15 protein-coding genes and 1 riboswitch are annotated in these 13,726 nt (G+C 74.7%); of the genes, 5 read left to right on the plus strand and 10 right to left on the minus strand.

All coding sequences use genetic code 11. The features are described from left to right. Nucleotide 1 precedes the first annotated feature (1 nt). The 4 genes from ACH4K4_RS17220 to ACH4K4_RS17235 form a co-directional block, all read right to left on the minus strand. On the minus strand, nt 2-694 hold the full coding sequence (locus ACH4K4_RS17220) for a DUF6286 domain-containing protein (protein ID WP_398168102.1): 693 nt from the start codon (nt 692-694) through the stop codon (nt 2-4). Further along, nucleotides 691-1,095 carry a hypothetical protein gene (locus ACH4K4_RS17225; protein WP_398168103.1) on the minus strand — a complete coding sequence of 135 codons (405 nt, stop codon included), beginning with the start codon at nt 1,093-1,095 and terminating at the stop codon, nt 691-693. Before ACH4K4_RS17225 ends, ACH4K4_RS17220 begins: the two co-directional genes overlap by 4 nt. Nucleotides 1,096-1,101: 6 nt before the next feature. Then, nucleotides 1,102-1,299, minus strand: coding sequence for a hypothetical protein (locus tag ACH4K4_RS17230; protein ID WP_398168104.1), 198 nt, complete (start codon nt 1,297-1,299; stop codon nt 1,102-1,104). Nucleotides 1,300-1,377: 78 nt separating this feature from the next. After that, nucleotides 1,378-1,860, minus strand: coding sequence for an Asp23/Gls24 family envelope stress response protein (locus tag ACH4K4_RS17235; RefSeq protein WP_398168105.1), 483 nt, complete (start codon nt 1,858-1,860; stop codon nt 1,378-1,380). Nucleotides 1,861-2,051: 191 nt separating this feature from the next. On the opposite strand from ACH4K4_RS17235, the gene ACH4K4_RS17240 reads away from it, so the two are divergent. Continuing rightward, nucleotides 2,052-2,810, plus strand: coding sequence for a hypothetical protein (locus tag ACH4K4_RS17240; protein WP_398168106.1), 759 nt, complete (start codon nt 2,052-2,054; stop codon nt 2,808-2,810). Between the two features lie 3 nt (nt 2,811-2,813). Here the strand turns inward: ACH4K4_RS17240 and ACH4K4_RS17245 are convergent, their stop codons facing one another. From ACH4K4_RS17245 to abc-f, 3 genes are all read right to left on the minus strand, one after another. Beyond that, nucleotides 2,814-3,593, minus strand: coding sequence for an enoyl-CoA hydratase/isomerase family protein (locus tag ACH4K4_RS17245; protein WP_398168107.1), 780 nt, complete (start codon nt 3,591-3,593; stop codon nt 2,814-2,816). Between the two features lie 120 nt (nt 3,594-3,713). Further along, nucleotides 3,714-3,935, minus strand: a complete 222-nt coding sequence (locus ACH4K4_RS17250) for a helix-turn-helix domain-containing protein (protein ID WP_030021347.1) — start codon at nt 3,933-3,935, stop codon at nt 3,714-3,716. A gap of 334 nt (nt 3,936-4,269) precedes the next feature. Then, nucleotides 4,270-5,868, minus strand: a complete 1,599-nt coding sequence (abc-f, locus tag ACH4K4_RS17255; protein ID WP_398168108.1) for a ribosomal protection-like ABC-F family protein — start codon at nt 5,866-5,868, stop codon at nt 4,270-4,272. 323 nt (nt 5,869-6,191) lie between these two features. Here abc-f and ACH4K4_RS17260 point away from each other — a divergent pair, with 323 nt between their 5' ends. After that, the gene (locus tag ACH4K4_RS17260; RefSeq protein ID WP_398168110.1) at nt 6,192-6,608 is read left to right on the plus strand and encodes a VOC family protein; all 417 of its coding nucleotides are present in this window, start codon (nt 6,192-6,194) and stop codon (nt 6,606-6,608) included. 119 nt (nt 6,609-6,727) lie between these two features. On the opposite strand, the gene ACH4K4_RS17265 is transcribed toward ACH4K4_RS17260, so the two are convergent. From ACH4K4_RS17265 to ACH4K4_RS17275, 3 genes are all read right to left on the minus strand, one after another. Continuing rightward, nucleotides 6,728-8,164, minus strand: coding sequence for a hypothetical protein (locus ACH4K4_RS17265; RefSeq protein WP_398168111.1), 1,437 nt, complete (start codon nt 8,162-8,164; stop codon nt 6,728-6,730). A 122-nt stretch (nt 8,165-8,286) separates the two neighbouring features. Then, nucleotides 8,287-9,414, minus strand: coding sequence for an alpha/beta hydrolase (locus tag ACH4K4_RS17270; RefSeq protein ID WP_398168112.1), 1,128 nt, complete (start codon nt 9,412-9,414; stop codon nt 8,287-8,289). 107 nt (nt 9,415-9,521) lie between these two features. Beyond that, entirely contained in the window at nt 9,522-10,175 is a 654-nt protein-coding gene (locus ACH4K4_RS17275) for a class II aldolase/adducin family protein (protein WP_398168113.1), read from the minus strand. A 489-nt stretch (nt 10,176-10,664) separates the two neighbouring features. Here ACH4K4_RS17275 and ACH4K4_RS17280 point away from each other — a divergent pair, with 489 nt between their 5' ends. From ACH4K4_RS17280 to ACH4K4_RS17290, 3 genes are all read left to right on the plus strand, one after another. Continuing rightward, nucleotides 10,665-12,005, plus strand: a complete 1,341-nt coding sequence (locus ACH4K4_RS17280; RefSeq protein ID WP_398168114.1) for an inorganic phosphate transporter — start codon at nt 10,665-10,667, stop codon at nt 12,003-12,005. 38 nt (nt 12,006-12,043) lie between these two features. Beyond that, nucleotides 12,044-12,280 (plus strand): hypothetical protein, encoded by a 237-nt coding sequence (locus tag ACH4K4_RS17285; RefSeq protein WP_398168115.1) that lies wholly within the window; start codon nt 12,044-12,046, stop codon nt 12,278-12,280. A 176-nt stretch (nt 12,281-12,456) separates the two neighbouring features. Continuing rightward, nucleotides 12,457-12,607, plus strand: a riboswitch (cobalamin riboswitch). Nucleotides 12,608-12,737: 130 nt separating this feature from the next. Further along, nucleotides 12,738-13,709, plus strand: a complete 972-nt coding sequence (locus ACH4K4_RS17290; protein WP_398168116.1) for a cobalamin biosynthesis protein — start codon at nt 12,738-12,740, stop codon at nt 13,707-13,709. Nucleotides 13,710-13,726 lie beyond the last annotated feature (17 nt).

The following is a 13,726-nucleotide window of genomic DNA, read 5'->3' on the forward strand; positions in this document are numbered from 1 at the left end:
CTCACCTCTTCGCCGACCGGCGGACCCGTACGGACAGCGCGAGCCGCCGGGCGAGGCCCAGCTGCCGCAGGCCGTCGCCGAGCGCCGTTTCCAGGTCACCCCGTACCTCGTACAGTTCACGGAAGTGCGAGACCGCGCGCGCCTTGGCCCGGCGGCGGCCGACGGCGACCCGTACGGCCTGCACGCCCGGCACCTCCATGGCCCGGTCGCGGAGCACCAGCGCGGCCGCCGCGCGGTCCAGGCCGCCCCGTACGCCCGGTGTCGAGCGCCGCATCGGCAGCACGGCCCGCAGGCCGGGCGTCACCGCGAGCAGCACCAGCCAGACGCCGAGGACCACGGCCACCGCGGCGCCCGCCAGCACCCACACGTCGTCCAGGTGACGGGCCGCCAGCTCCGCGGCGAGGCGCTTGCGCCAGGCCATCGCGGGATGGTCGGCGCGCACCGCGGCCACGTCGTAGAGCAGCAGTCCGGCGGCGCCGAGGAGGACCAGGGCGGCCAGCACGGACGGCACCCGGCGGGCCGCCCAGAAGCGCCGGGCCCGCCCGCCGCCGTCCGTCTCCTGGCCGGGCTGCCCGCCGGTGTCCGCCGGGTCCGTGCGCGCCGGTTCGGCCGCCGGGTCCTGGGTGGCGCCCGCCGGCTTGTCGAGGGTGGGCAGCCGCTCGGTGCGGCGCAGGTCGGGATCGTCGTCGTTCATCGCACCCTCCCGCGGCCCGCCCGCTCCCACTGGGGCGCGTGCAGCCGCTCGACCTGTACGGCGATCTCGGGCACGGACATCCCCGCCAGCTCCCGCACCCGCTGGGAGACCTGGCGGCGCACGGCGCCGCACTGGGCGCCGATGTCGGAGGGGTAGCCCAGTTCCACGGCCACCCGTACCCGGGCCTCGCCGAAGTCCTGCCGCCCGTCGCGCCGGCGCACCGTCACCGACGCGTGGGCGTCGGTGGGCGCGGTGGAGGCCTCGCGCAGGGCCTCGCGCGCCGCCTGCGCGGCGATCTTCGCCACGACCCGGTCCGCGACCCGCGTGGCGCCCCGCTCACCCGCCGGGACGACGGGGTGCGCGGCGCCGGGCGCGGCGGCCGCCGGGGTCACGGTCGCCACCGGGCGTCACCTCCGCCGGTCGCCGCGGTCGCCCGTATGCGTCCGGAAGAACTCGCCGGGTTCCAGGTCCCCGTCCACGAATCTCCCCACGATGAATCCGATGGCGCCCAGTGCCGCCACCAGTACGAAGGCTCCGAAGCCGCCGAAGTATCCGGCGAAGCCCAGCGCCATTCCGGCCAACAGACCGACCACGGCCATGCTCATGTCCGCGCTTCCCTTCGCTACCGCCCCGGCCGGGCCCTCAGGAGCCTCGGCTTGTCCGTCCGTTCGTTCCCCGCCCGGTTACTGGAGCCGCGGCTCCTCGTCGTCCTCGTCCTCCTCGTCGTCGGGCAGCTTCACGTCGCTCACCGCGATGTTGACCTCGACGACCTCCAGGCCCGTCATGCGCTCGACGGCGGAGATCACGTTCTCCCTGACGGCTCTGGCGAGGTCCGCGATGGAGACGCCGTACTCGACGACGATCTCCAGGTCCAGCGCGGTCTGCACCTCGCCGACCTCGGCCTTGACGCCGCGGGTCACCGACTTGCTGCCGCCGGGCACCCGGTCGCGCACCGCGCCGAGCGTGCGGGCGAAGCCGCTGCCCATCGCGTGTACGCCCACCACGTCGCGGGCCGCCATTCCGGCGATCTTCTCCACGACCCCGTCGGCGATGGTCGTCCGTCCGCGGGTCGCGGGGTCGCCGCCGCCCCGCTTGGCACCCAGTGTCTTGCCCGGCGAGTCGCCGGTCCTGGGCTCGGGCCGGTTGCCTTGTGCGCTCTCGGTCATCGCCGTTCGTCCCTTCCGAGGGGCGGAGCTCTGAGCCGCTCCGTTTTCCACAGTAAGTCCGCTTCCCCGTGCCCGCTGCGGGGATGCGGCAGCGGGGTGCACCATTTGCGGCCATTCGGGGTACGCGACCCTGCCGCACGCGCGGGTGTGCGGCAAGGTGGAGGAACCGTTCGGGAAAGAGGTGACGGCCGGTGGCCGGTGACCAGTTGGTGACAGCGGTACGGCAGCAGCTCGGGCTGGGCCGGTTGCTGCCGCTCGGCAGCCCGGCGGACGGCTCGTGGATCGCCGAACGGGCGGCCGCCGGGGTGCTGCGGGCGGCCGGCGACGCGCTGCCCGGACTCCGTGTCGGTACGTTGCGGCTCTCTCTGGAGGACGCCGGCGCCGCGCCGGAGCCGGCGGTTCCCGCGCCGCCGAGTGCGCTGCCGCCGGGGCCGCTGCGGATCGATGCCGAGTTCGCGGCCACGCCCGTCCGGCCGGTCCCGGCCACCGCGGAGCTGCTGCGCGACGCGCTGCTGGCCTGCGCCGCCGACCGGCTGGGGCTGGAGGTGTCCGCCGTCGACCTGCGGGCCACGGACCTTCTCGACGAGGACGAGGACGAGGACGAGGACGGACGCGGGGGCGGGCACGGAAACGGGGCCGGGGAGACCGGCACGGCCGAAAGCGGCGGTGTCCAGGGAGCGTACGGGGCCACGGCGGACGACGCCGGTCCCCTGGAGACGGCGGTGCTGGGCGTACCGGGCGTCGTCCGGCTCGTACCGGCCCTGGGGGCGCTGTCCCGCCCGGTGCGCGAGGAGCGCGGGCACGTACTGGTCCAACTGGCCGCGGCGGCGGACCGGCGGACGCTGGAGGTGGCGCGGGCGGTACGCGGCGCGGTCGAGGCGGCGGCCGCCGGGGACCGGCCCACCGTCGCGGTGCTCGTCGCCGCCCTCGAACCGGCCGCCGCGCCCTGAGGCTTACTCCCCCAGCCCCGCCAGGTCCCGCAGGCGGCGTGCCTGGGCGGCCCGTTCGGCGGCCCGCTGCTCGTCGTACGTACGGGCGGCGGCGCCCATCAGCAGGGCCTTGGTCTCGATGACGGCGTCGCGCGGCGCGGCGGCCAGGGCGCCCGCCAGGTCGGCGACGGCGCCGTCGAGGTCGGCGGCGGGCACGACGAGGTTGGCCAGGCCGATGCGCTCGGCCTCGTCGGCGTGCACGAAGCGGCCCGTGGCGCAGATCTCCAGCGCGCGGGCGTAGCCGACGAGCGCGACCAAGGGGTGGGTGCCGGTCAGGTCCGGCACCAGGCCCAGGCTGGTCTCGCGCATGGCGAACTGCGCGTCGTCGGCGCACACCCGCAGGTCACAGGCGAGCGCCAGCTGGAAGCCCGCGCCGATCGCATGCCCCTGGACAGCGGCTATCGACACCAGGTCGGTGCGACGCCACCAGGTGAACGCTTCCTGGTACTCGGCGATCGTGGCGTCCAGTTCGCTGTCCGAGCCACGTGCCATGTCGATGAAGGACGGTTCGCCGTCGAAGCCTTCGGGCGTGAACGCCTGCCGGTCCAGGCCGGCGGAGAAGGACTTGCCCTCGCCGCGCAGCACCACGATCCGGACGTCTCCCGGCAGCAGTGATCCGGCCTCCGCCAGCGCCCGCCACAGGGCGGGCGACTGCGCGTTGCGCTTGGCCGGTCCGGCGAGGGTCACCGTGGCGATCACGTCGTCCACGGTGAGCCGCACACCGTCCTTGTCGAGCAGAGTCATGGGGCGCCTCCGAGTCAGCCGACCGCACTTGCGTGCTTAAGTGACTGAACAGTAACCACCCGGTCGCCTGCTCGACCGACCGGGTGGCACCGTAGCTCCCGGAACCGCCGACCGCCTCGGTCAGGCCGAGGCGGCCTTCTTGCCCCTGGTCGCTCCGCCACGACCACGCAGGGTCACACCGGATTCGCTGAGCATCCGGTGCACGAACCCGTAGGAGCGGCCGGTCTCTTCGGCCAGCGCCCGGATGCTCGCTCCGGAGTCGTACTTCTTCTTCAGGTCTGCCGCGAGCTTCTCGCGCGCGGCGCCGGTTACCCGGCTGCCCTTCTTCAGAGTCTCGGCCACCCGTGCCTCCTCGTGGGAAGTGCGCTCTGGACTCTCATGATCACCCCTCGCGGGCTTCCTGGCCACCCATTCAGCAAGGTCCGTAGGACATCGTTTGCCGTCAGAGGCGCCGTATTGACCCTTGGAATCAGGGATTCCTTTCGGAATTCGAACGCTCCGCACGCTGAATTCTCGGAGAACAGGCAGGTCAGAGGGGGGTTGTACGAAATGATGACGGCCGGGGCCACAGCGCCCGGCCGTCACAGGGAGGCTCGCCGATGTACGAGCCGCTCTCACTCAGATGATGGATCACCCGTCGGCCGAATGATCCATACGTCCTTGATCCCGCCCGGCCTCAGGCCAGCGCCACCAGGTCCGCGTAGTCCTGGCCCCACAGGTCCTCGACGCCGTCCGGAAGCAGGATGATGCGCTCCGGCTGGAGGGCGTCCACGGCGCCCTCGTCGTGGGAGACCAGGACCACCGCGCCGGTGAAGGTGTGCAGCGCGCCGAGGATCTCCTCGCGGCTGGCCGGGTCGAGGTTGTTCGTCGGCTCGTCCAGGAGCAGCACGTTGGCGGAGGAGACGACCAGGGTGGCCAGCGCCAGGCGGGTCTTCTCGCCGCCGGACAGCACGCCGGCGGGCTTGTCGACGTCGTCGCCGGAGAAGAGGAAGGAGCCGAGCGTCTTGCGGATGTCGACCAGGTCCATGTCCGGCGCCGCGGAGCGCATGTTCTCCAGGACCGTACGGTCCGGGTCCAGCGTCTCGTGCTCCTGGGCGTAGTAGCCCAGCTTCAGGCCGTGCCCGGGGCGCACCTCGCCGGTGTCCGGCTTCTCGACGCCCGCCAGCAGCCGCAGCAGCGTCGTCTTGCCCGCGCCGTTCAGGCCGAGGATGACGACCCGGGAGCCCTTGTCGATGGCCAGGTCGACGTCGGTGAAGATCTCCAGCGAGCCGTACGACTTGGACAGACCCTCGGCGGTGAGCGGGGTCTTGCCGCAGGGCGCGGGGTCGGGGAAACGCAGCTTGGCGACCTTGTCGGAGACGCGCTTGGCGTCCAGCCCGGCGAGGAGCTTGTCGGCGCGCTTGGCCATGTTCTGCGCGGCGACGGTCTTGGTGGCCTTGGCCCGCATCTTGTCGGCCTGCGAATGCAGCTGCGCGGCCTTCTTCTCGGCGTTGGCGCGCTCGCGCTTGCGGCGCTTCTCGTCGGCCTCGCGCTGCTGCTGGTAGAGCTTCCAGCCCATGTTGTAGATGTCGATCTCGGAGCGGTTGGCGTCCAGGTAGAACACCTTGTTCACCACGGTCTCGACCAGGTCGACGTCGTGGGAGATCACGATGAAGCCGCCGCGGTACGTCTTCAGGTAGTCGCGCAGCCAGACGATGGAGTCGGCGTCGAGGTGGTTGGTCGGCTCGTCCAGGAGCAGGGTGTCGGAGTCCGAGAAGAGGATCCGGGCCAGCTCGACGCGGCGCCGCTGGCCGCCGGAGAGGGTGTGCAGGGGCTGGCCGAGGATGCGGTCGGGCAGGCCCAGGCTGGCGGCGATGGTCGCGGCCTCCGCCTCGGCCGCGTACCCGCCCTTGGTCAGGAACTCCGTCTCCAGGCGCTCGTACTTCTTCATCGCCTTCTCGCGGGTGGCGCCCTTGCCGTTGGACATCCGGTCCTCGTTCTCGCGCATCTTGCGCAGGACCTCGTCCAGGCCGCGGGCCGACAGGATGCGGTCGCGGGCGAGCACGTCCAGGTCGCCGGTGCGCGGGTCCTGCGGCAGGTAGCCGACATCGCCGGAGCGGGTGACCGTGCCGGCGGCCGGGATGCCCTCGCCCGCCAGGACCTTGGTGAGGGTCGTCTTGCCGGCGCCGTTGCGGCCGACGAGACCGATCCGGTCGCCCTTGGCGATACGGAAGGAGGCGGATTCGATGAGGACGCGGGCGCCGGCGCGCAGCTCAAGGCCGGAGGCGGTGATCACGGGAAGACTCCAGGGCAGGTGAGGACAGCGGAAAGGACGGGAATGATCACGGCCGCGCGGCGCGCCCCGCACCCGGCACGGGCGGGTGCCGACGGGGCGGCACGGACGGGTGCCGGTGCCGTCTAATGCACGAGGAGAATTGCCATACGGACCAGTCTAGCGGTGACTTGCAACCAGTTTTCGCGGGCCGCCGGCCCGGCCGCGCGGGCCTTCGGCGGCGCTGGTCGGGGCCGGTTCGGGAGGCGTTGTCAGACCCCGGTGCCAGACTGTGATGTGGGTCTCGGCAGGGACTCGCAGGACCGATCGCAGGGATGGTGATCGTCATGACCGGTGAGATGGCAGGGGCACCCACGTTCTGCCCGACGCTGCACTACCGCGACGCGAAGGCCGCGATCAAGCAGCTGACGGAAGCCTTCGGATTCACCCGGAGCGCGTTGTACGAGAGCGAGGACGGCACGGTGGTGCACGCCGAGCTGTCCTACGGCAACGGGGTGGTGATGCTGGGCTCGAAGGGCGTCGGCGGAGCGTACGAAGAGGCGCTGGGCGGCAGTGGCCCGGTCGGCGTGTACACGGTCGTCGAGGATCCGGACGCGCATCACCGGCGGGCCGAGCAAGCGGGGGTGGAGATAGCGCTGCCGCTCACGGACCAGGACTACGGCTCCCGCGAGTACACGGCCCGCGATCTGGAGGGCAACCTCTGGACCTTCGGCACGTACACACCGGTCGCACCGCCGGCCTGAGGAGCGGCGGCGCGCCGGGGCCGGGGGCGCCGGGCCGAGGGGCGCCGGGCGGAGGGGCGTCAGACGGAGGGGCGGGACCCAGGCACCGCGGCCGGGTGCCGGGTTCCCGCCCCGGAGCGTCAGGCGCCGCCGGTGTGGACCTGGAAGGCGGCGCGGCGCACGGCCTTGGCGAGGGCCGGGTCGGGGTGCGCGGCGGCCAGCGCGACCAGCACCTGCACGGTGCGCGGGTGGCCGACGGCCCGTACCTCCTCCAGCAGGCGCGGGACCGAGCCCTGGACCGCCGATTCGAGGTGGCGGACCAGCAGCTGGCCCTCGCCGTGGTCGGCGACGGCCGCGGCGGTGTCCACCCACAGCCAGGTCGACTCCTCGCGGGTGAGCACGTCCGGGGCGGTCTCCGGGTCGCCGCCCTCGTGCTCGACCAGCCAGAGCAGGGCGTACGGCCGCAGCCCCGGCTCCTCGGCGGCGGCGCGCACGGCCGGCTCGGCGGGGGCGCCGACGGCCCGCAGCGCCTCGAAGGCGAGGCCGCGCAGCAGCGCGTCCTCGCCGCGGGCCACGGCGAGCAGTTCCTCGACCGCGCCGCCGGCGGACCGGGCGGCGAGCCAGGCGCGGTATTCGGCGCGCGCCGGTCCCGGGGTCAGCCGGGCGCAGCCGCGCAGCATCGCCTCGGCGGACTGCTCGATGTTGCCGGCCGGGCTCTGCGCGGCGACGCAGATCCGCTCCAGTTTGACCCAGACCGACCAGTTGCCGAGGGGGGTGAGCAGCGCTTCGCGTTCGGCGGGCACGCCGGTCTTCGCGCCGTCGCGCACGACGAGCGCTCCCACGGCGGTGAGGCCGTCCAGCGCCCAGTCCAGAAGCACCGCGAGTGACGCCCCCGCGGCGTCACTCACCGCCCCGCCCTGCTCCGCGCCCGCGCCCTGACCGGGTCCGTACGGCACTTCGCAGCGCTCGGTGCGGAGTTCGGCGACCCGCTGCTCCAGCATGTCGAGGAGGACCGGGAGGCGGACCGGGCCGGCGGACAGGTGCAGCAGGGACAGCAGCTGCGGTACGGCTTCGACGACCTCGGCGACGGCGGTCGGCCCGGCGCCGGGCGGCGCGGGGCGCGCCAGCGACCAGGCGTCGAAGAGCGCGACCCAGCCGCGCAGCGCGGCGGTGTCGTCGCGTTCCCAGGCGCGCAACCGCCAGCCGGGGCGGGCCAGGCCGCCGTGCAGTTCGACGAGTCCGGCCAGCCTGGCCAGGTCCCAGTCCGTGCGGACCTGCTGCGGGGTCAGCCGCAGATCGTGCGCCGCCTGTTCGGCGACGTCCGCCGGGAGGGCTCCGTCCTGGCCGGCCCGCAGCCCGGCACCGGTGCCGTGTTCGCCGTCGGCCCAGCGGGCGAGGCGGACGGCACCGGCCAGGCCGGCGCGGGCCTGGCGCGCCAGTTCCGCGGGCGGCGGTGTGCCCTGGGGCGGCCGGGGCGCCGGCCTGGCGGCCCGGGTGCTCACCGCTCGTCGGGCGGCGGCAATCGGTTGACGGGGGACGAGTCGGAGCCGGGAGTCGCGCGGAGTACGGGACGTCACAGGGGCAGTCTTCCCGCTGACGGCCCGAAAGCCCAATCGGAACGGTCGGTACGTTCCCGCGGCACGTCGCGCGAAGGGTGCGCGGACCGGTCGCCGCCGCCGTACGAGCGGGCTTCCGCGGCTCACATGAGGGGCGTGAGGAAGCGGCGCAGGGTCTCTTCGTACGTGGCGGGGTCCGCGTTCCACATGGCGGCGTGCGGGGCGTGCGGAACGGGGTGAAGGGTGATCAGGTCCGGGCGGCGGGCCGCCAGTTCCCGGGAGGCCGCCCAGGGGGCGAGGGTGTCGTGCGGCCCGTGGACCAGGAGCGTCGGCACGGTGAGCAGGTCCGGGGCCCAGGCCTCGGCCAGCCGCCCGGCGTGCAGCCCGGTGCTGCCCTCGGCGGCCCGTACGGCCAGTGGGAGCAGCGGGCGCGGGGTGCGGCGGGCGGCCGCCAGGGCGCGGACGGTGGCCTGCCAGTCCAGGACCGGCGAGTCCAGGACGAGGCCGGCGACGCGGTCGCGCAGGGCGGAGTTGGCCGCGGCGTGCAGGGCCATGGACGCGCCGGTGGACCAGCCGTGCAGGACGACGCGCCGCGCGCCGTAGCGGACGGCGTAGCGGATCGCGGCGTCCACGTCGCGCCATTCGGCGTCGCCGAGGTGGCTGATGCCGTCGGCGGTGTGCGGGGCGCCGGAGTCGTTGCGGTAGGCGAGGTTCAGGACGGGCAGCCGCTGGTCGGCGAGGAACGGCAGGACGACCATGGGGTGCTCGCGGGTGGTGCCCAGCCCGTGCACGGTGATCACCCAGGTCTCCCGGTCGCCGGGCGCGAACCAGGCGGGCAGCGCGCCCAGCTCCCCGGGGATGTCGACGTCGGCGCAGTCGATGCCCAGCGCGTCGCGCGGGTTGCCGATGTGCACCTGGGGTGTCATCCGCATCCGGGCGCCCGGCTGGAGGGTGCCGTGGGTGACCCGTTCCAGGCGGCGGACGACGGTGTCGGCGGGGTGCGGCACGTTGTCCAGGAGGGGGCCGACGATCGCGTGGGCGCCCGCGCCGGTGAGGCCGTAGGTGCCGGGCCGCAGCGAGGCGAGGCTGCGGGTGAGGGTGATCCGTCCGGGCCCGGTGGAATGCACCGTGAGCCGGGGGTCGCCCGGCAGCGGCCGGTCGAGGGCGGGCTTGAGGACCATGCCGCTGGCGTACCGGCCGGCCGCCACCGCGGCCGCGCCGGCACCGATCACCGTGGTGGCGGCCGCTGCCGCCGCAGTACCCAGACGCATCCTCCCCAGTGTGGACGGGGGCCGCGTCCGCGGCCAGCGGGCGGGCGCGGCCGGGTGACGGCGGGGGCGTCCGCGGGCGGCCGGGCGGGCGCGGGCGGCGGCGCGCGTCAGCGGCGCTGCCCGTAGCCGCGCAGCCGGTCGCCCGCCGCCCCGACCTGTTCCGGTGTGAGCAGGGCGGGTTCGCGACCCGGCACCGAGCTGGCGGCGAGCCACACGCGGCACATCCACTCCAGCTGGGCGGTGCGGTCGTACGCCTCGTCCAGGGTGTCGCCGTACACGACGGTGCCGTGGTTGCGCAGGAGGCAGCCGGTGCGGCCGCGCAGTGCGCCGAGCATGTTCCCGGCCAACTCCTCGGTGCCGTAGAGGGCGTAGGGCGCGACTCGGACGGGGCCGCCGAGGGCCGCGGTCATGTAGTGCACCGGCGGGAGTTCGGTGACGAGGGTGGAGACGGCGGTGGCGTGGGCGGCGTGGGTGTGGACGACGGCGGTGGCCCCGGTGGCACGGTAGACGGCCAGGTGCATGGGGAGTTCGCTGGTGGGCCGCAGCGTGCCGCGGGCCTGGCGTCCTTCGAGGTCCACCGCGGTGAGGTCGCCGGGCCCGAGCCGGTCGTAGCGGACGCCGCTGGGGGTGACCAGGACCAGGTCGCCGACGCGGACGGAGACGTTGCCCGAGGTGCCGACGACCAGGCCGTCGGCGACCGTGCGGCGGGCGGTGTCGACCAGTTCGCGCCAGGCGCGGCCGAGGGCTTCCGGGTCCGTCATGCGTGTGCCTCCGGTGTGCGGTGCGGGCGGTGGCCGGCCGAGCGCGCGGGCGTGGTGCGCGCGGGGCTGCCGACACCGTACGGGCCGGGAGCGGGGCCGTGGGGCGGACCCTCGCGCTCCGGTATCCGCTATGTCGGGTTTGACGGTGTGCTGACGTGACCGCGGCGGAGGCGGCGGGCGCCGTGGGCAGGGCGGTGTACGCGAAGGCGCGCGCAGGCCCGGCGCTTCCTGCGCAACGGCGGCGGGTGGCGGGCGGACGGCCGGGCGTTCGCCGCCACCCACCCGCTGTGGCCGGCCCACTGGCACGGCACGCCGGGCAAGCTCCCCGCCGGCTGGGGCTGAACGGCCGGGGCCCGAGTGGCGGGGCGGGTGCCTTCGCGCGACTCCTTCGGGGGCGTCACCGTGCCGCCCGTCCCAGTTCACCTTCCGTTCACCCGTCGTCCGTACGGTCCCGAGCGTCACTGCCCATCGAACTGATTGCCTGGGTGAATGGAACACATCACGCTTCTCATCGGGATCGTGATCGTCACGGCCTTGGTGTTCGACTTTACGAACGGCTTCCACGACACGGCCAACGCCATGGCCACCACCATTTCCACCGGGGCACTCAAGCCCAAGACCGCGGTGGCGATGTCGGCGGTCCTCAACCTGGTCGGCGCGTTCCTGTCGGTGGAGGTCGCCAAGACCATCTCCGGCGGGATCATCGACGAGACCGCCGGCATCAGACCAGAAGTGATCTTCGCGGGGCTGGTCGGCGCCATCGTCTGGAACCTGGTCACCTGGCTGGCCGGACTCCCCTCCAGCTCCTCGCACGCCCTCTTCGGCGGCCTGATCGGCGCGACCCTGGTGTCCGTGGGCACCAGCGGCGTGCACGCCGACGCCGTGGTCATGAAGGTCCTCATCCCGGCCGTCGCCGCGCCGGTCGTGGCCGGCCTGGCCGCGCTGGCCGCGACCCGGCTGACCTACCGGCTGGCCCGCAACCGCGCCGAGGAGGACACCGCCAAGGGCTACCGCGCCGGGCAGATCGCCTCCGCCGCGCTGGTCTCCCTGGCGCACGGCACCAACGACGCGCAGAAGACGATGGGCGTGATCACCCTCGCGCTGATCACCGGCGGCGTGGTCGCCCCGCACGCCGACCCGCCGCTGTGGGTCATCGCCTCGGCCGGTGTGGCCATCGCGCTCGGCACCTACCTCGGCGGCTGGCGCATCATCCGCACGATGGGCAAGGGCATCACCGACATCCAGCCGCCGCAGGGCTTCGCCGCCCAGACCGGCGCGGCGGCCACCATCCTGGCCTCCTCCCACCTCGGCTTCGCGCTCTCCACCACCCAGGTCTGCTCGGGTTCGGTCATGGGTTCGGGCCTGGGCCGCAAGGGCGGCGTGGTGCGCTGGTCCACGGCGGGCCGGATGGTCGTCGCCTGGGGCCTGACGCTGCCGGCCGCCGGCCTGGTCGCGGCGGGCGCCGCGTTCCTGGCCGAGCAGGGCGACTGGGGCATCGCGACCGTGGCGGTCCTCGGGCTCGCCGTGTGCGGCGCGATCTGGGCGGCCTCCCGGCGCAAGCCGGTGGACCACACCAACGTCAACGAGGGCCCGGCGGCGGAGCCGGTGGGTGTCGTCACCGCCGCGCTGCAGGCCGTGACCCCGCCGCCCGCCGGGCCGGTCGTGTCCGCGCCAGCGATGGCCGTCGCCACGGTCCCCGCACCCGCGATGGCCGACACGCCGCTCACGGACCCGGTCGGCACCGCCCCGGTGATCACCGCCCCGGCGGCCGCCCACCCGCACGAGACGCACGCCCAGCGCCGCGCCAAGGCCGGCTCGGCGGTCGGCTGACCCGGCCGCACGGCACCCACGAAGGAACGAGAACGCGAATGAGCATCGACTGGGCAGCTCTGGGCCAGGTCTTCGGCGTCACGCTCGTGGTGACGGTCGGCATCGTCGGCCTGTTCACCCTCGGCATCGTCGGCACGTCCCGCGCCCCGCGGCAGGAGGACGGGGCGGCCGCCGCCGACGGCCCCGGCGCGCCGGCCAGGGCCGGGGCGTACGCCTGCTTCGCGCTGTGCGCGGCGGCCGTGGCGTACGGCATCTATCTGATCGTCGCCGCCTGACGGGCGCCGGCACGGCACTCCGGGGCGCCCGGTGGTCGGCGGCGGACGCCGCGGCCGCCGGGCGCCCCGCGCTGTGTCCTGGGACACAGCCACTGCCACCGCCTGCGGCGCAGGTCAAGCGCGAGTTGACGGGCTCTCGCGGAGCGTGGTGGACTGCCGGAGCCATTCGGCGACAGATGAGGAAGTCCGGTGAGAATCCGGCGCGGTCCCGCCACTGTCACCGGGGAGCGCCCCTCCACCAAGGGCCACGGTCCACGTCGCAGCCGAGAGGTTCCCGTACGGACTGGAAGGCCGGGGGAAGCGCCGATCCGGGGAGCCAGGAGACTCTTGTCGCCGTACCCGTCGAACCAGGGCGCGGACCCTGAGTGAGGACCTACCGTCATGCCCGGCCGCAGTTCGCGATCTTCTGTGCCTTCCCCCGTACCGTCCCTCCGAGGCGCGACGGCGGTCTGATCCGATGCGTGCCGAACACGCCGGCTACGCGTGCGGCGCGGCCCTCGGCTTCCTCGGCGACCTGGTCGCGGGCGATCCCCGGCGCGGCCACCCCGTGGCCGCCTTCGGGCGGGCCGCGGCCGCCGTGGAACGCCGGCTGTGGCGCGACGACCGCGGGCGCGGGGCCCTGCACACCGCGCTGTGTGTCGGCGGGACCGCCGCCGGCGCCGCGCTGCTGGAACGTGCCGTACGCCGCTCCTCCCCCGCCTCCGTCGCGCTGACCGCCGCCGCCACCTGGGCCGTCCTGGGCGGTACCTCGCTGTGCCGCGAAGCGCGGGCCGTCGGCGGCGCGCTCGCCGCAGGCGACCTCGACGTGGCGCGGGAGCGGCTGCCGCACCTGTGCGGGCGCGACCCGCAGGCCCTGGACGGGCAGCAGATGGCGCGCGCGGTGGTGGAGTCCGTCGCCGAGAACACCTCGGACGCGGTGGTCGGCGCCCTCGTGTGGGGCGCGGTCGCCGGCGTACCGGGGCTGCTGGCCTTCCGTGCCGTCAACACGCTGGACGCGATGGTGGGGCACAAGTCGCCGCGCTACCACCGCTTCGGCTGGGCCTCGGCCCGGCTCGACGACGTGGCCGGGTTCCCCGGCTCCCGGCTGACCGCCGCGCTGGCGGTACTGGCGGGCCCCGACCGGCGGGGCGCGTGGCGTGCCTGGCGGCAGGACGGCCCGTCGCACCCGAGCCCCAACGCGGGTCCCGTGGAAGCGGCGTTCGCGGGGGCGCTGGGCGTACGGCTGGGGGGCACCCTGGCGTACGGCGGCCGGGTCGAGCACCGGCCGGTGCTGAACGGTGCCGCCGGGCACCCCGTGGCGGTGCCGGACATCGGGCGGGCCGTGACGCTGTCGCGCCGGGTGAGCGCGCTGGCGCTGGCGGCCACGGTCGCGGGCCGGTGCGCGGCAGGGGCCGTGCGGCGGGCCCGTACGGCCGGGAGGGCCAAGTGAGCAGTGACATGCGGACG

It is taken from the genome of Streptomyces sp. NPDC017529 (assembly GCF_044329785.1).
In the GTDB taxonomy this organism is placed as follows: domain Bacteria; phylum Actinomycetota; class Actinomycetes; order Streptomycetales; family Streptomycetaceae; genus Streptomyces.